Source organism: Clostridium sp. CM042, assembly GCF_055080995.1.
Genome location: NZ_CM143646.1, coordinates 1,560,774 through 1,576,346, shown reverse-complemented (window position 1 = coordinate 1,576,346; position 15,573 = coordinate 1,560,774). Strand labels below are relative to the sequence as shown.

General features: G+C 31.8%; 13 protein-coding genes. 10 read left to right on the top strand and 3 right to left on the bottom strand.

The window, feature by feature from the left end:
* The first annotated feature begins 161 nt into the window (after nt 1-161).
* Together ACWJJ7_RS07435 and ACWJJ7_RS07430 are read left to right on the top strand one after the other, a co-directional pair.
* Nucleotides 162-1,025 carry a YitT family protein gene (locus tag ACWJJ7_RS07435; protein ID WP_462964610.1) on the top strand — a complete coding sequence of 288 codons (864 nt, stop codon included), beginning with the start codon at nt 162-164 and terminating at the stop codon, nt 1,023-1,025.
* Nucleotides 1,026-1,063: 38 nt separating this feature from the next.
* The gene (locus ACWJJ7_RS07430; protein WP_462964609.1) at nt 1,064-1,981 is read left to right on the top strand and encodes a S66 peptidase family protein; all 918 of its coding nucleotides are present in this window, start codon (nt 1,064-1,066) and stop codon (nt 1,979-1,981) included.
* Between the two features lie 45 nt (nt 1,982-2,026).
* On the opposite strand, the gene ACWJJ7_RS07425 is transcribed toward ACWJJ7_RS07430, so the two are convergent.
* The gene (locus tag ACWJJ7_RS07425; RefSeq protein ID WP_462964608.1) at nt 2,027-3,412 is read right to left on the bottom strand and encodes a tryptophanase; all 1,386 of its coding nucleotides are present in this window, start codon (nt 3,410-3,412) and stop codon (nt 2,027-2,029) included.
* Nucleotides 3,413-3,484: 72 nt separating this feature from the next.
* Nucleotides 3,485-3,868 (bottom strand): RidA family protein, encoded by a 384-nt coding sequence (locus tag ACWJJ7_RS07420; protein WP_462964607.1) that lies wholly within the window; start codon nt 3,866-3,868, stop codon nt 3,485-3,487.
* A gap of 380 nt (nt 3,869-4,248) precedes the next feature.
* Here ACWJJ7_RS07420 and ACWJJ7_RS07415 point away from each other — a divergent pair, with 380 nt between their 5' ends.
* The 7 genes from ACWJJ7_RS07415 (at nt 4,249) to nadE (ending at nt 11,806) form a co-directional block, all read left to right on the top strand.
* Entirely contained in the window at nt 4,249-4,950 is a 702-nt protein-coding gene (locus tag ACWJJ7_RS07415) for a helix-turn-helix transcriptional regulator (RefSeq protein WP_462964606.1), read from the top strand.
* A gap of 92 nt (nt 4,951-5,042) precedes the next feature.
* The gene (locus ACWJJ7_RS07410; RefSeq protein WP_462964605.1) at nt 5,043-5,507 is read left to right on the top strand and encodes a GNAT family N-acetyltransferase; all 465 of its coding nucleotides are present in this window, start codon (nt 5,043-5,045) and stop codon (nt 5,505-5,507) included.
* A 247-nt stretch (nt 5,508-5,754) separates the two neighbouring features.
* Nucleotides 5,755-6,216 carry a hypothetical protein gene (locus tag ACWJJ7_RS07405; protein WP_462964604.1) on the top strand — a complete coding sequence of 154 codons (462 nt, stop codon included), beginning with the start codon at nt 5,755-5,757 and terminating at the stop codon, nt 6,214-6,216.
* A 320-nt stretch (nt 6,217-6,536) separates the two neighbouring features.
* The gene (locus tag ACWJJ7_RS07400; RefSeq protein WP_462964603.1) at nt 6,537-8,309 is read left to right on the top strand and encodes an aminopeptidase P family protein; all 1,773 of its coding nucleotides are present in this window, start codon (nt 6,537-6,539) and stop codon (nt 8,307-8,309) included.
* Nucleotides 8,310-8,498: 189 nt separating this feature from the next.
* Nucleotides 8,499-9,899, top strand: coding sequence for an AmmeMemoRadiSam system protein A (gene amrA, locus ACWJJ7_RS07395; RefSeq protein ID WP_462964602.1), 1,401 nt, complete (start codon nt 8,499-8,501; stop codon nt 9,897-9,899).
* Between the two features lie 11 nt (nt 9,900-9,910).
* Entirely contained in the window at nt 9,911-10,897 is a 987-nt protein-coding gene (gene amrS, locus ACWJJ7_RS07390) for an AmmeMemoRadiSam system radical SAM enzyme (RefSeq protein ID WP_462964601.1), read from the top strand.
* 105 nt (nt 10,898-11,002) lie between these two features.
* Nucleotides 11,003-11,806 carry an NAD(+) synthase gene (gene nadE, locus ACWJJ7_RS07385; RefSeq protein WP_462964600.1) on the top strand — a complete coding sequence of 268 codons (804 nt, stop codon included), beginning with the start codon at nt 11,003-11,005 and terminating at the stop codon, nt 11,804-11,806.
* Nucleotides 11,807-11,904: 98 nt separating this feature from the next.
* On the opposite strand, the gene ACWJJ7_RS07380 is transcribed toward nadE, so the two are convergent.
* Nucleotides 11,905-13,530, bottom strand: a complete 1,626-nt coding sequence (locus tag ACWJJ7_RS07380) for a HEAT repeat domain-containing protein (RefSeq protein ID WP_462964599.1) — start codon at nt 13,528-13,530, stop codon at nt 11,905-11,907.
* Between the two features lie 282 nt (nt 13,531-13,812).
* Between ACWJJ7_RS07380 and ACWJJ7_RS07375 the strand changes: the two genes are divergently transcribed.
* Nucleotides 13,813-15,525 (top strand): peptide ABC transporter substrate-binding protein, encoded by a 1,713-nt coding sequence (locus ACWJJ7_RS07375; protein WP_462964598.1) that lies wholly within the window; start codon nt 13,813-13,815, stop codon nt 15,523-15,525.
* Nucleotides 15,526-15,573 lie beyond the last annotated feature (48 nt).

Genomic DNA, 15,573 nt, shown 5'->3' with positions numbered 1-15,573 from the left:
AAATTTTAATAAAGACAAAATTAGGGGCAAAGTTTAAGGCTAAATAAATCTTTAGCCTAGAAACGGTACAAAAAAATAATTTGACTATATATTGGTATAAAGAAGAACATTTACGTTTATGAGTAAAGATAATCAAAATAAATAAAAATGGAGAGGCTAGTATGAAAATTAATACGATATTTAACAAGCAAAATATAAAGAATGCATTTTTTGTGATAGTGGGGTGTTTATTATCTGCTATAGGTGTAAATATGTTTTTAGTAAATGCAAAACTATTCAGTGGGGGTCTGTCAGGTATGGCAATTTTAATACAGTATGCTTTGAAGGTTCCAGCAGGATATACTGTACTACTAGCTAATATACCTTTATTGGCATTAAGTTATAGGAAATTAAACAAAAGATTTACTATATACAGTATGATTGGGACTGTCTCACTATCATTATTTTTAGTAATGACTAGAAATTTAAGTAGTATTATTACGGTACACGATGCACTTCTAATTTGTGTATATGGAGGGGTATTAATGGGCTCAGGAGCAGGGCTTGCATACTCAAACCACGGCTCAGAGGGTGGTATGAACATAATAGTAATGTTAATTAAAAAGAAATGTGATAGTTTTGATGTGGGTCAATTGGGTTTTATTGTAAATTGCGTTATAGTATTTTTAGGAATGCTACTAAATGGAATAACTATTGCATTATACACGTTAATGAGCATGTATATAGCAGCTTTTGTTACAGATAAGATAATCCGTGGTTTGTCACGAAAAAAGGTATTACTTATAATTACAGATAAAGAGGAGGAGGTTTGTGAGTATATAACAAACTCTAAGCACCGTGGAGCTACAATACTAAAGGGTAACGCACTTACAGGCAAAGAAAGAAAAGTTATCTACTGCATAGTACATGTATCAAAATTACCAGAGTTTAAATATTCAGTGCAGAAAATAGACGAGGATGCTTTAATTTCTATAATAGATGCTTCAGAAGTAGATGGTAGAGGATTTAATTCGAATATTTTATAAAAGATATTATCTCAAATTAATTCGAGGAAGTGTTAATAATGCTGGGAAAAAGACTATGTTTAGGAGACACTATTGGGCTTATTGCTCCTGCCAGCCCAGAAAATATCAAAGTAATACAAAAGGCAATTTTATTTCTAAAAAATAGTGGGTTTAATGTAATAGAAGGAAAACACCTATATGATAAGTGGGGATATCTTGCTGGCAAGGATAAAGACAGAGCAACAGATATTATGGAAATGTTCAAAAATCAAGCAGTAGATATGATCCTCTGCATAAGAGGGGGATATGGTTCAAGCAGAGTACTCCCTTATCTAGATTTCGATGTAATAAAAAAAAATCCAAAGATATTTGCAGGTTTTAGTGACATAACAGTTTTTCTAAATTCATTTTATGAGAAATGTGAACTAACTACATTTCATAGCCCAATGGGCAGTTCTAATCTAGGAGATATTGAAACCTTTAAAAGTTTTATGTTCACATTTATGGAAGGGTATAAGCCCTATACTATTAAAAACCCATCTGAATTTACTACTAAGTGTATTACAAAAGGTAAGGCTGAGGGTAATCTTATAGGTGGTAATCTTGGGCTATTATGCAACTCGCTTGGAACTCCCTATGAAATTAATATAAAAGATAAAATATTATTTATAGAAGAGGTTGGAGAAGAACCTTATAGAGTTGATAGAATACTAACACAACTCTTATTAGCTAAAAAACTTCAACAATGCAAGGGGATTATTTTAGGTCAATTTAAAGGTTGTGATATACCTAGTTTTCAAAGAAGCCTTACTTTAGAAGAAGTTTTTCAGGATAGATTATATAATTTAGACATTCCTATGTTTTCAGGGTTTTGCTCGGGTCATGACTATCCAAAACTCACTCTTCCCATTGGAGCAAGGGTGAAAATGGATGCTGAGGATGGAGTTATCAATGTAATGGAAGGCGTAGTAGAGTAATATAAAAGCTTGCAATTTTTAAAATTGCAAGCTTTTATTCTATTCTTATTTTTTTACTGGTTCAAGACTTGCTTGGAAGTGTCTAAGAACAGCTGGCTCCCATGTAATTCTGTAACCTGTTATTTCGCTTGCTCTTTTTTTGATTGCAATTAAAGCATCTGCCATAATATCGATATGTGATTGAGTATAAACACGACGTGGAATTGCAAAACGTGTAAACTCAAATTCTGATTCTATTTGTTTTCCTGTATCAGGATCATTCCCCATCATATAAGATCCAATATCGCATGTACGAATTCCAGCTTCTATATAAAGTTCAATCGCAAGGGCTTGCCCTGGGAATTCATAGTATGGAATTTGAGGTAGCAATGCCTTTGCATCTACAAACACACCATGGCCTCCTACTGGTGATTGGTACGTAACGCCTGCGTCATCAAGTCGTGCTGCAAGATACTCCATTTGTCCAATACGATAGTCAAGGTAATTTTCATCAAGTCCTTCATAAAGACCAATTGCTAAACTCTCAAGATCACGACCTGAAAGACCGCCGTAAGTAATAAAACCTTCGAATAAAATTGTACGTGCTTTACAAAGTTGGAATAGTTTATCATCATCTTTAATGCCAATTAATCCACCCATATTTACAATTGTGTCTTTCTTAGCGCTCATTGTAAACATATCTGCATAACTAAACATTTCTTTTACAATTTCTTTAATTGATTTATCTGCAAATTCTTTTTCTCTTAGTTTTACTAAGTAAGAGTTTTCAGCATAACGTGCAGCATCGATACATAACTTAATACCATATTTTTTACAAATCTTTGATGTTTCTCTTACGTTTTCTACAGATACTGGCTGACCACCTGCTGAATTGTTTGTAACTGTCATAACAACAAGACCAATTTTATCAGCACCGTACTCTTTAATTAAAGATTCTAATTTTTCAACATCCATATTTCCTTTAAAAGGTGATCTTTTAGCTGGATCTTTAGCCTCGGCAACAACACAATCAATAGCTCTTGCACCTGTTGCTTCTACGTGTGCTCTTGTTGTATCAAAGAAGGTATTAGAGATAGCGTATTTACCTTTTTCCATTAATAATCCAAACATAACCTTCTCTGCTGCACGACCTTGATGAACTGGCTGAATATATTTATAACCAAAAATATCTTGACCTGCTTCTACAAGCTTATAGTAACTTGATGAACCAGCATAGGCTTCGTCGCCTCTCATGATACCAGCCCATTGTTCTTGACTCATTGCATTAGTTCCACTATCTGTTAATAAATCAATATAAACATCTTCACCACGAAGGTTAAACATATTGTATTTTGCTTCAGCAATCTTTTGTTTTCTTTCCTCACGTGTAAGCATCTTAAGAGTCTCTACCATCTTAATTCTAAATGGTTCTGGTATATATTTTATGCTCATAATAAAAACCTCCATTTTATTTATTTATTTATTTAAAATGTAATTATGTTGAATGAATAAACCATTTTGCAATTAGCATTCTAAAGCAATGGCTTCTATTTCTACTAAGGCATCTTTAGGTAACCTTGCAACCTCTACAGCAGATCGTGCTGGATAGTTAGCGTCCCCAAATACTGCTTCATAAATATTATTCATATCTGCAAAATTATTCATGTCACTTAAGAAAACAGTTGTTTTTAAAACTTTATCTAAGCCAGATCCTTGAGATTTTAATACTTCTTTTAAATTTTCAAGAGATTGTTTAGTTTGTTCATTAATATTACCTATTACAAATTGACCTGTATTTGGATCAATTGGAAGCTGTCCTGAAACAAATATTAATTTTGAACCTACAGTTCCTTGTGAATATGGTCCTATTGCGGACGGAGCTTTCTTAGTGTCAATAATTTTTTTCACATTTTATACCCCCTTGTAATATAATGGCTTTTATATTTTACACCCCCTATAGAATAATTTTATCACTACAATAATATTCAGTCAACAGTTTCAATAAAATTATTACTAATAAATGTAAAAGAATACTATTAGATGGGAAATATCATAGCTTTTACTTAGTTGAAGGAGTTTTTATCGCTTTATATGAACTTATTATCGATAATAAGTTATCTCGTTGATAATATATTATTGAAAAATATCGGTTACGTTGTAACTTTTCTATTATTGTGATAATCTATATAGCATATTATAAGTTTGATTTTAAAATTTCTAAAATAAATACACTAGTTATGAGGTTTCATATAAAGTGGTGTAATAAATATATAAGAGTAGGTGAAAAAATGAATGACATTATGTTAAAACAATATAGTATTCTTGTAGAATTTTTAGGAAAGTCCTTAGGACCAGACTATGAAGTTGCTTTACATGATTTTGGATATGATACCAATTCTATAGTTGCTATAGCAAATGGATATGTCAGCGGACGAACCGTTGGTGCTCCCATGACTAATCTTGCACTGAGTATAATCTCAGATAAGAGTTACAAAAATAACAACTACAAACTCAACTATAATGGAGTTTCTAAAGATCAACGTATATTAAGATCTTCAACCATGTTTATTAAGAACGAAAACGATGAGCTTGTGGGAATGTTGTGCATCAATTTCGACGATAAAAAATATGTAGATATCAGCGACCAAATATTAAAGCTTTGTCACCCAGATAAATTAATTGAGCAAAATAGCACCTATGAATCTGTCAATTCCCTTTTTAATGATAATACTGAGACCTTTTCGGGATCTATTGCCGAAGTAACAGAAACAGTTTTAAATAAGGTATTAGACGACAATAACATCCCTATTGATCGATTATCGCAGAATGAACGGATCAATATCATTGATATATTAAACCGAAAAGGTGTTTTTATGCTTAAGGGAGCTGTAAGTGAAGTAGCAAAACAACTTTATTGTTCAGAGCCGAGTATCTATCGCTATCTCAGCAAAGTCAATAGAAATATGGATCGCACTCTAGAAAATAAATAAAAAACCTTTAAATTCAAAGTTTTTTTGTTATATGATGCATCAGTGGAAACAAGGGTACAGTAGCATGAAATTAATATGGAGAGGTGTAAATAATGAAATTTCAAAATATTATTATTAGAAAATTTAATGATATTGATAGTTCAAAACTGTGCGAAATTATAAGAAGAAACTTGACTGAAATAAATAGCAAAGACTATCCCGAAGAAATTATTAATGATATGTGTAATCGATATATACCTGAGTACATGATAGAAAAAGCGAAAAAACGTGATATATTTGTTGCTGAATTAAATGGAAAATTAATTGGCACTGCAAGTTTGGAAAATAATATGATTTATACTGTTTTTGTGAATATCGATTATCATAAACGTGGTGTTGGCTCAAAACTAATATCTTTTATAGAAGATAAAGCTAAGAAAAAGTCCATTAACTTAATACAGATATCTTCAAGTATAACATCACAAAATTTTTATTATGCATTAGGATATAAATATGTTAAAGAAGTGGAAGTTCCTAATTTGGGAAGAAGTATTATAGTTGAAAAACAATTATTTTAAGTTAAATCATCACCTGTGGAGCTGCATTATTATTTCAGTTTTTAAATGATTTAGAGGATTTTTTAATTATTAAGAAGAAATTTAAAGAATGTTTTGAAAATTAACAATGCGTAGTTAAGTCTAAACAAATTCATAACATATTCTTTACAATTAACTACTATAATAACTATAACGAATATATATATTTGAGGCTTTGAAAATTTTAGTTTTATTAATCTAGTATTTTATTAGAAAGGTGAGGATTAAAATGAAAGAAGAAGAAGAATTGTTATATAATGTGATTTTTCCCGAAGATGGTGATCCTAATTATATTAATTATGGTTATTTTATTGGGAAGAATAAAAAAGATGTATTTAAATTGAAAGCTATTATAAATGAAAGTCAACTAAATCCAATATTAATTTGTGATGGTAATAAAGAAAATGCTTTTTTTGCTAAAGTTTTTCAAAGTGAAGTAGATAGGTTTTTGAAAATTGTAAGTGAGCTTAAGTTTAAACAAATTAAAATAAATAGGTGTCATATGAATGAAGTAAAAAGGATGTTTGAGGAAGATATAATGAAGCACCGGAAAAAAGGTTATAAGGCAGCTAAATATATATTACCACAGAGATTTAATAGAGGAGAAAGAAATTGGAAATTACCAGATATAATAGAGCTAAATTCAATAAATGAAAACAAACCAACATTAAATGGCGTAATTAATCTATAAAGATCCAAAAGATCTATTTATTTTTAATATATATTTTTCTCGCCACTAAAATAAAGGGCTTTAGCAATTTTGCTAGAGCCTTTTTTAACTTTATTTATCATAAATGAAAGTTAATAAATTTTATATTCCGTAAAAATCGTTCATAGAAAGGGGATAACTTCAATTTGCTATCTTCCATTATTTGAAATACCAGTTGCAAAACTTAAAAATTATATAAACCCACAGTTTTTGGTTGAATAATCCTATCTTATCTATGGTATACTTAAGCAAGTAACATAAATATTGTAAGTAAACGCTTGCAAATTAATGGGGTGAATATGATGAATGTAAAAGAAAGAATTGAAGAGTTAAGAAATGAGATGAGAGCAAGAGGTATAGAGGCATATATAGTACCTAGTTCGGATCCACATCAAAGTGAATATGTAGCAGAACATTATACTGCTAGAACGTTTATAACCGGATTTACAGGTTCTGCTGGTACTGCAATTATAACACTTACGGATGCTTGTCTTTGGACAGACGGAAGGTATTTCATTCAGGCAGAAAGTGAATTACAAGGTACAGGTGTAACTTTATTTAGAATGGGAGAGAGTGGGGTTCCAACTGTTGAGGAATTTTTGAAGGAATCTCTTAACAAAGGAGCAAAGGTTGCTTTTGATGGCAAGGTTATTTCAGTAGAGTATTTTAGAGGGTTAGAGAAAGCTTTAGAAAATAAGGAATTTTCATTTGAAGTTAATGAAGATCTAATAGATAAAATATGGAAAGATAGACCAGCAAGACCTTCCAGTGAGGTGATTTTGCACGATATAGTGTATGCAGGAAAGTCAAGACAAGCAAAACTTGCACAGGTAGTACAAGAAATGAAGAATATGGGAGCAAACTACTATGTTATATCAGGACTCGATGATATAGCATGGCTATTAAACATTAGAGGAAGAGATGTAAAATGTAATCCCTTAACAATAGCTTATACAGTTATTTCAGAGGAAAAATGTTATTTATTTATAGATGATATAAAAATTAATTCAGAAGTTAGAGCTGAGCTTGAAAAGGATAATGTAGAAATAATGCCGTACGATAGTATAGGGAAATTTTTGGCGAATATTAAAGCCGGAACAATATTATTTGATCCAGTAAAAAATAGTACTTGGATATATAGTGCCATAAAGATTAAAACGGTAGAAGCTATGGATATAACTACAAAATTTAAGGGTATAAAAAATGATGTTGAAATTCAAAATGTTAGAAAGGCAATGGTACGTGATGGCGTGGCTATGGTTAAATTTATAAACTGGATGAAAAAAACTATAAAAACACGTAATATTACTGAAATAGAAGCATCAGATAAAATTTGCGAAATAAGAAAAGAAGGAGAAAATTTTTATGATTTAAGTTTCGCATCGATTTCAGCTTACGGAGCAAATGCATCTATGCCTCACTATACTGCTACAGAAAAAAATCAGGCTACTATAAAGAAAGAGGGCCTTTATTTATTAGATTCTGGTGCTCAGTACTTAGATGGAACAACAGATATTACAAGGACTCTAGCAGTAGGTCCCTTAACTGACGAGGAAAAAACAGATTTCACTCTAGTTTTAAGAGGAATGATTGATTTAAGTATGCAGAGATTTTTATATGGAACCACTGGTTCAAATTTGGATATTATAGCTAGAATTCCACTTTGGAATGCAGGTATGAATTTTAAACATGGAACAGGACATGGAGTAGGTTTCTTCTTAAATGTTCATGAGGGGCCACATAGAATATCTATGGTTCCGAGTACTATTAAGCTTGAAAAAGGGATGATAGTGTCTAATGAACCAGGAGTTTATAAGGATGGAAAACATGGTATAAGAATAGAAAACTTAGTTACTGTTAAGGAAGATGAAAAAACTCAATATGGTGGACAATTTATGAAGTTTGAGACGTTAACTTTTTGTCCTATAGATTTAGAAGCTATAGATGCGATTTTATTAACATATGACGAAAAGGCGTGGCTAAATAATTATCATAGAACTGTATTTGAGAAACTTTCTCCATATTTACAAGGAGAAGAACTAGCATATTTAAAGGGTGCAACAGTAGCGTTATAAATATAAAATTAAAGAGATGCAGATGCATCTCTTTTTTTACAATCTCATTAGAAAAAAGTTATCTTAAAGGTGTATTACAGCTTCGTAGAAGATGATTAATAGCTTCGCAGAAGATGATTAATCTTTATGGATATGAACTGCAAGTAGTGGGCAAAATATTTATAGTAATTAATATGAGAGGTGATTGTAATGGGTAAAATAATAGCTTATGTTACAATGCCACATCCCCCTATAATAATTCCAGAGGTGGGACGTGGAGAGGAAAAAAAGATAAAAAACACATATGACGCTTGTGAAAGTATTGGACGTGAAATAGCAGAAATAAAACCAGAGGTAATAATTGTAGTGACGCCACATGGTACTATGTTTTCAGATGCTATAGCGCTTTCTTTTGAAAATTCTATTTCGGGTAGTTTAAAGCAATTTGGCGCTCCAAAAGTTTCTATGAACCTTCAAATAGACATGGATTTGACACAAAAAATTATGGATAAGTCTGATGAAAACAATATACCAACAGTCAGGGAAACAAGCAGCAACCTTAAAAGTTATGGCAGAGAATATGAATTAGATCACGGCAGCATAGTTCCATTGTATTTTGTTAAAGATAAATATAATTCCTTTAAGCTTGTTCATATTACATACGGTGGGCTTACCCCCATACAATTATATAAATTTGGTAAACTCATCAAGGAGTCCGTAGAGGAAAGCAATAAAAACGCTGTATTTATTGGCAGCGGTGATCTTTCTCATCGTCTTAAAGATGAAGGGCCTTATGATTATAGTCCATATGGAGAAAAATTTGATAAGGAAATAATAAGTCTACTAACAAAGGGTGATGTAGCAGGAGTATTTAACATAAATCCTGAAATGATTGAAAATGCTGGAGAGTGTGGTTTAAGGTCTTATTATATAATGCTTGGAGCAATGGAAGGTAATGATATAAAGGGTGAACTTCTTTCTTATGAAGGCACTTTTGGAGTTGGATATGCGGTAATGAAATTTGAACTTAAAAACAGTGACAGAGATATATTATCAGAAATTATTGTACAGAAAAGAAAAAAATATAATGAAAGAGTAAACAATGAAGATGTTTATGTTCGGCTAGCAAGAGAAAGTCTTACTCATTACCTAACAGAGGGTAATTTAATGGATGTACCAAGCTATGTAAGCTCTGAAATGATAAATAATAAAAGAGGAGTTTTTGTGTCTCTTAAAAAATTTGGAGCATTAAGAGGTTGCATAGGTACCATTTTCCCAGTAACTGAGAATACTTCAAAAGAAATAATTAGAAATGCCATTGAAGCAGGAGAAGGCGACCCAAGGTTTAGTAATGTATCAGTTGGAGAGCTTGAGGATATTGTCTTTTCTGTAGATGTTTTAACTAAGCCTATAGCAGCTTTAAAAGAACAACTAAATCCTAAAAAATATGGAGTGGTTGTACGAAGTGGCAGTAAGAGTGGACTGCTATTACCAGACCTTGAAGGTGTTAATACCATAGAGGAGCAAATAAGCATTGTGTTAAATAAAGCATCAATTTCTCCAAATGAAAATTATACAATAGAAAAATTTGAGGTTATTAGACATAAATAGGAGTTGTGGACATGGAAGAAGAAGCTTTATTTTATGAAAAACAAGGAGATAAAATAGGTTGCAAACTTTGCCCTCATAATTGCCTTGTTAAAGAGGGGGCATATGGCAAATGTAATGTACGGATAAATAGAGATGGATTGCTTTATACAATAAATTATGGAGAAATAACTTCTATTGCAAAGGATCCCATAGAAAAGAAGCCTTTATATCATTTTAAACCAGGTAGCAATATACTTTCTGTAGGAAGCTTTGGGTGCAATTTTAGTTGTGACTTTTGTCAAAATCATTCTATATCACAAGGGAGAGCAAGTAGCGAATATATACCTCCAGAAAAATTAGTGGAAATATGCAAAAGCCTTGGGGATAATATTGGAGTGGCATTTACATATAATGAGCCTTCTATATGGTATGAATATGTATACCATTCATCAAGGCTATTAAAAGAAACACTGAAAAATATAAATATAGTGTTGGTGACTAATGGTTATATAAAAGAAGAACCTTTAAAGAAACTCCTTCCTTATGTGGATGCTATGAATATTGATTTAAAAGCTTTTAATAACAAGTATTATAAAGACGTATGTGGAGGTAGTGTTAGGCCTGTAATGGATACTATTAAGATATCATCAAAAGAGTGTCATATTGAGGTAACTACACTACTCGTAAGTGGAGAAAATGACTCTAGTTACGAAATTAAAGAAATTGCAGAATTCATAGCCTCAGTAAATAAAGATATTCCACTTCACTTATCAAGATATTTCCCGGGTTACAAGATGAAAAACCCTGCTACAAAGCTTGAGGTTATGCTACAAGATAGAGATATAGCAAAAGAATACCTTAACTATGTATACGTGGGTAATGTAACTAATACTGATAACTCAACATACTGCCCAAAGTGTGGTTACAAGCTTATTACAAGAGATGCATATCATATTTATGTTAATACTAGTGATGATATATGTCCAAAGTGCGGTTATAAAATAAATCTTATACTTTAAATCATATTAGTATTAAAACTATAAGAGGTAATATGTTAATGTTTTAACAATATCTACATAATATGTGTTATAATAAACGTATAAATAAGTTTAAGGGGGTTCTATATGGATAAAATTAAACAACAAGAAATAATTAGTGAATTTGGTATATCTTATCCTCTTCAAGATGAGTCAGATGTAAAGTATGCACATAGAATGATAGAAGAAATATGCACTTTCTTAAAAGAGTATGCTAAACTAACTGGTAAAAAAGGTTATGTCTGTAATCTTTCGGGTGGAGTAGATAGCTTTGTTACAAGCATGCTTATTAAAAAATCAGGACTTGAGTTAATTAATCTATCTCTTCCTTTTGGAACTAACCCAGACCGAGCTGGTATAGAACTTGCAATACGAATTATACAGCCAGATGTATTTAGGACATATGATGTAATGGGCCCTGTAAATGAATGCATTGAGCTTCTTCATAATTTACCTTCTTCGAAAGTAGATATAGGGAATACAAAATCTAGAATAAGAATGACCGTGATATATAGAATAGCTGAAGTTTATGATGTTTTAGTTGCTGGATTCTCAAATGTGGCTGAGTTAACTCTAGGAATGGTGACTAAGTATGGTGACAATGCAGCAGATGTAAGACCACTTGCGGGAATAACAAAAGGTATAATTTACGAAATGGCAAAAATATTTAATGCACCCCAATCTATAATTGATAAAGTTTCTACCACTGGTATGTGGGATAACAAATCAAACCTAGAAGAAGTAACGCAGTTAAATCATCAGGTTTGTATGTATTTAAGAGGTGAAGATATCACAGAAGAATATGAGAACCAGATATTGAAATTGTATACAGTTTCTAAACACAAAAGACATTTACCAGTTGCTCCAAAAGATGCTTGGTGGGTTGAATAAATTAGTAAAAGAAAAAGATGCACCTATTCATTAGGTGCATCTTTTTTGTTATAAGGCAAATTCAAGTAAATAAGAAGTCAGTATGTATTTCATGTGCATTATTTTACTTTTAGCACAAATACATGAGGTGTAAGCCTACCACTTTCAATTTTTATCTCTTGAAGTAATTCAAGTTGATCATTATCCAGCAGAACTTCCCTAAATAATTGTTTTTCTATTGTATAAATAAATGCCATTCCTCCCGGTCTTATAAAATCAGGAATTTTATTTACAAATTCACTATATAAGTCCGCGTATTTATTATGAGTGGTGGACTTATTGTCAAAAGGCATATTTGTTATCATCTCATCAAATTGGCCATAAGGCACAAATTCTAATATATCTTCAGCTATAAGGTCTATATCCACATTAGCTAATTTGGAATTTATTGTTGCAGCGTTTATAGCTGTTCTAAATATATCAACTCCTGTTAAAGATCCGAATTCTTCTAATTTAGCTCTTTCAATAAGCATTGTTCCAGCGCCACAAAAGGGGTCTATAACTTTAGCGCTAGAGTCTAGCCATTTTTCTATTGATTTTATTGCAATAGCCGCAGTTACAGGATTTATGGATGTAGCTAAGTCATTTTTTCTATAGTCAAATCTATTATCCTTTACGGAATACAGTTTGACAAATACACTGCAGAGATTATTTCTTTCAAGTATTCGAATTTCAACTTCATATGAGGAAGGGCTGTTTCTTAAGTTTCCACAAGAAAGTTCATCTAATTCTCTAGATAAGTTTTTTACAAACTCTGACCTTTCTCTATTAGAATCCATAGTTTTAAATTCAACTCTATATCCAAAAGGGTCATTAGAATCATTATCATGACACTGATTTAAAAAATCTACAAAATTTGCATTTATAATTGCATCAGCTATTACCTTATAATCAAAGTCTAAATCTTCACACTCAGCTAAAGGATACAAAAGTTCATAAAAGGTCCTGCATGTGTAAATCTTATCTAAATCCTTCTCGCAAATAAGTATACCATCATCTACAAGTCTACCATTAATCCATTTATCATCTAGCTCAGCTAAAGTAAGCTGATACTGATAATTCATAACAGTTAGCAGCATAGGTACAGGACTTTCAAACCCAATAAACTCATGGCGCGCTGTGGGTGACAATTTATCGATGGCTCTTGTAAGTGCAAGCTTTTCCTCATTAATATGCTTATTAGTTGTTACTAGTGAGTCATTTTCTTGACAAGCTTTTTCATTTGTTACTACGTCCTCAAACATTTTCTTTAATTTTTCTGCGTCATTTTCGCTACCGCAGTTTCCGATTGCAAGTACGTAGGAATATCTTACAAATAGTTTATCCTCAGAGTTATAGGCATTATATAAAGCTTCTAAATATGCAGGGTCTGCTAGTTCTCCAATAACACCACATACATTCTTTCGCACCTTTGGATCTGAATGTGAAAGAAGAGCGCTAAGTTTTTCCTTTGAATTACCAATAGTTCTTTTGAACATTCCTTTTGGCTTTTCCTTTTTTAAAATATCCCTTAAAACAGAAAGTAGTCCTCTTGGGTTATCCTCAGTTATTACTTTTGACCACAACATGGGTATTGCATTATTATAATCTAGAGAAAGTTTATTTATTATCGCAGATCTTTGCTTATCATCTGAAGTTTTTAGACTTTCTATGAGAGCGGCTACTGCATCATTTATTTCTATCATTTATTCCACCTCTTATGCTTAAATTTATCAACTTTAATTATACCTTATATTTTAAAGTAATGGAAAAAGAATAAAGAACTAATTTTAAATATTTAAATGTATTGCAAATTACCAAATTATAGATTAATATATAATAAAATGGAAAATAATGACATTAATGTTAATAATAAGAGGATATTGAGTTAATTAAGAATTAAAACACCAAAATGTTAAGGATATATTCCCTTATACTTAGTATAAGGTTTATATAGAAATTATTTAATATTTAGGGGGGATTATTTAGTGAAAACAAAAAGAATACTTAGTTTGCTGCTGACGTCAACAATGATGTTAACGGTTGCAACGGGCCTAGTGGGATGCAAAAAAGACAAAGCAACAGTTTCAACGAATACTAGTACTAAAAAGGATGATGATCAACATTTAAAGCTAGTATTTATTGAACCTTTGACGCTAGATCCAAATGAAGCATCGGACACAGACTCTGGAACAACAATAAATGAAATACAAGAAGGCTTAGCAAGAACAAAGGTTGTAGATGGGAAAGACAAAATTGAACCAGCAGGAGCTAAAAGCTGGGAAACATCTAAGGATGGGTTAACTTGGACTTTTCACTTAAGAGATTATAAATGGAGCGATGGAGTGCCAGTTACAGCTCAGCAATACGTGGATTCATTCCAAAGACTTCTGAAAAAGGATAATGCCTTTTCATATGCATACTATGCATATGAAATAAAAGGTGCTGAGGATTTCAATAAGGGTACTGGAAAGGCTGAAGATGTTGGGGTAGTGGCAAAAGATGATAAGACATTGGTTATAACTTTAGCTAGACCTACATCATATTTTGAAAAAAAATTATCATTTAATGCTTTCGGACCAATAAGACTTGATGTTATAAAAAAAGGTGGAGACAACTGGAAAACAGACATTGCAAAACAAGTTTATTGTGGACCTTATAAAATAAAGGAATGGGTAAAAAATAACAGCATAACCTTTGAAAAGAATCCTACCTATTGGGATGCTGATAACGTATTCATTAAAACGGTAGAGATGAATGCCATTCCAGAATTCTCAACTCAAGCTCAATTATTTGAAAGTTCACAACTAGACGTTACTGGATCTAGGCAAGAGTATATTAAGAAGTGGCAAGCCGAAGCAAAGGAAGGAAAATTTCAATATGGAGAAGGGGACGTTGCAGAGACTTGGTATTTAGGCTTAAATAATGATGGTGGCCCAAATGGATTAATGTCAAATAAAAAGATTAGACTTGCAATGTCATTAGCATTTGATAGAGAAGACTATATAAATACACTTGTGAACAGATACTCTCCAGCTTATGGGTGGATTCCAAAGTCATTACAATCAGGAAAAGATGTGTACAGAGATGAAGTTAAGGAACCATTAAAAGACCTAGCAAATGAGTATGTAAACAAACCTGAAAAACTTCAAGCATTATTTAAAGAAGGACTTAAAGAGCTTGGAAAAGATACAACTGATTTAAGCAAGATAAAGCTTAAATATATTACTGTGGGAGATTCCTCAGTTGCAAAACAAACTAATGAATGGTGGCAGCAACAATTCAAAAAGAATTTAGGAATAGATTTATCTGTAGAAGTATTTGGAACTGTTCCACTTTTACAGCAAGCTAAAAAAGATAGAAAATGGGATGTTTACTTCGGTGCATGGTCAGGGGATTTCGATGATCCAATAAACTTTTTAGAATTATTTGCTAGTGAAGGTAACAATAACACAATAAAGTATAATAACCCACAGTATAATAAGATAATGAAAGATCTTGAAACTGAGATAGACCCTGCAAATAGAGTGAAACAATATCAAAAACTTGAAGAAATGCTAGTTAAAGATGACGTTGCTTTAGCTCCAGTTTATTACCAAGATACAAGAAGATTTTTACAAAATTATGTTAAAGATTTCATGTATCCTCATTTTGGAGCCACTTATGAATGGAGATGGGCATACACTTCTGGTAGAAAATAGTAATCATAATAATAATGCACAGGAGCTCATTGTGAGCCCTGCGCGTTA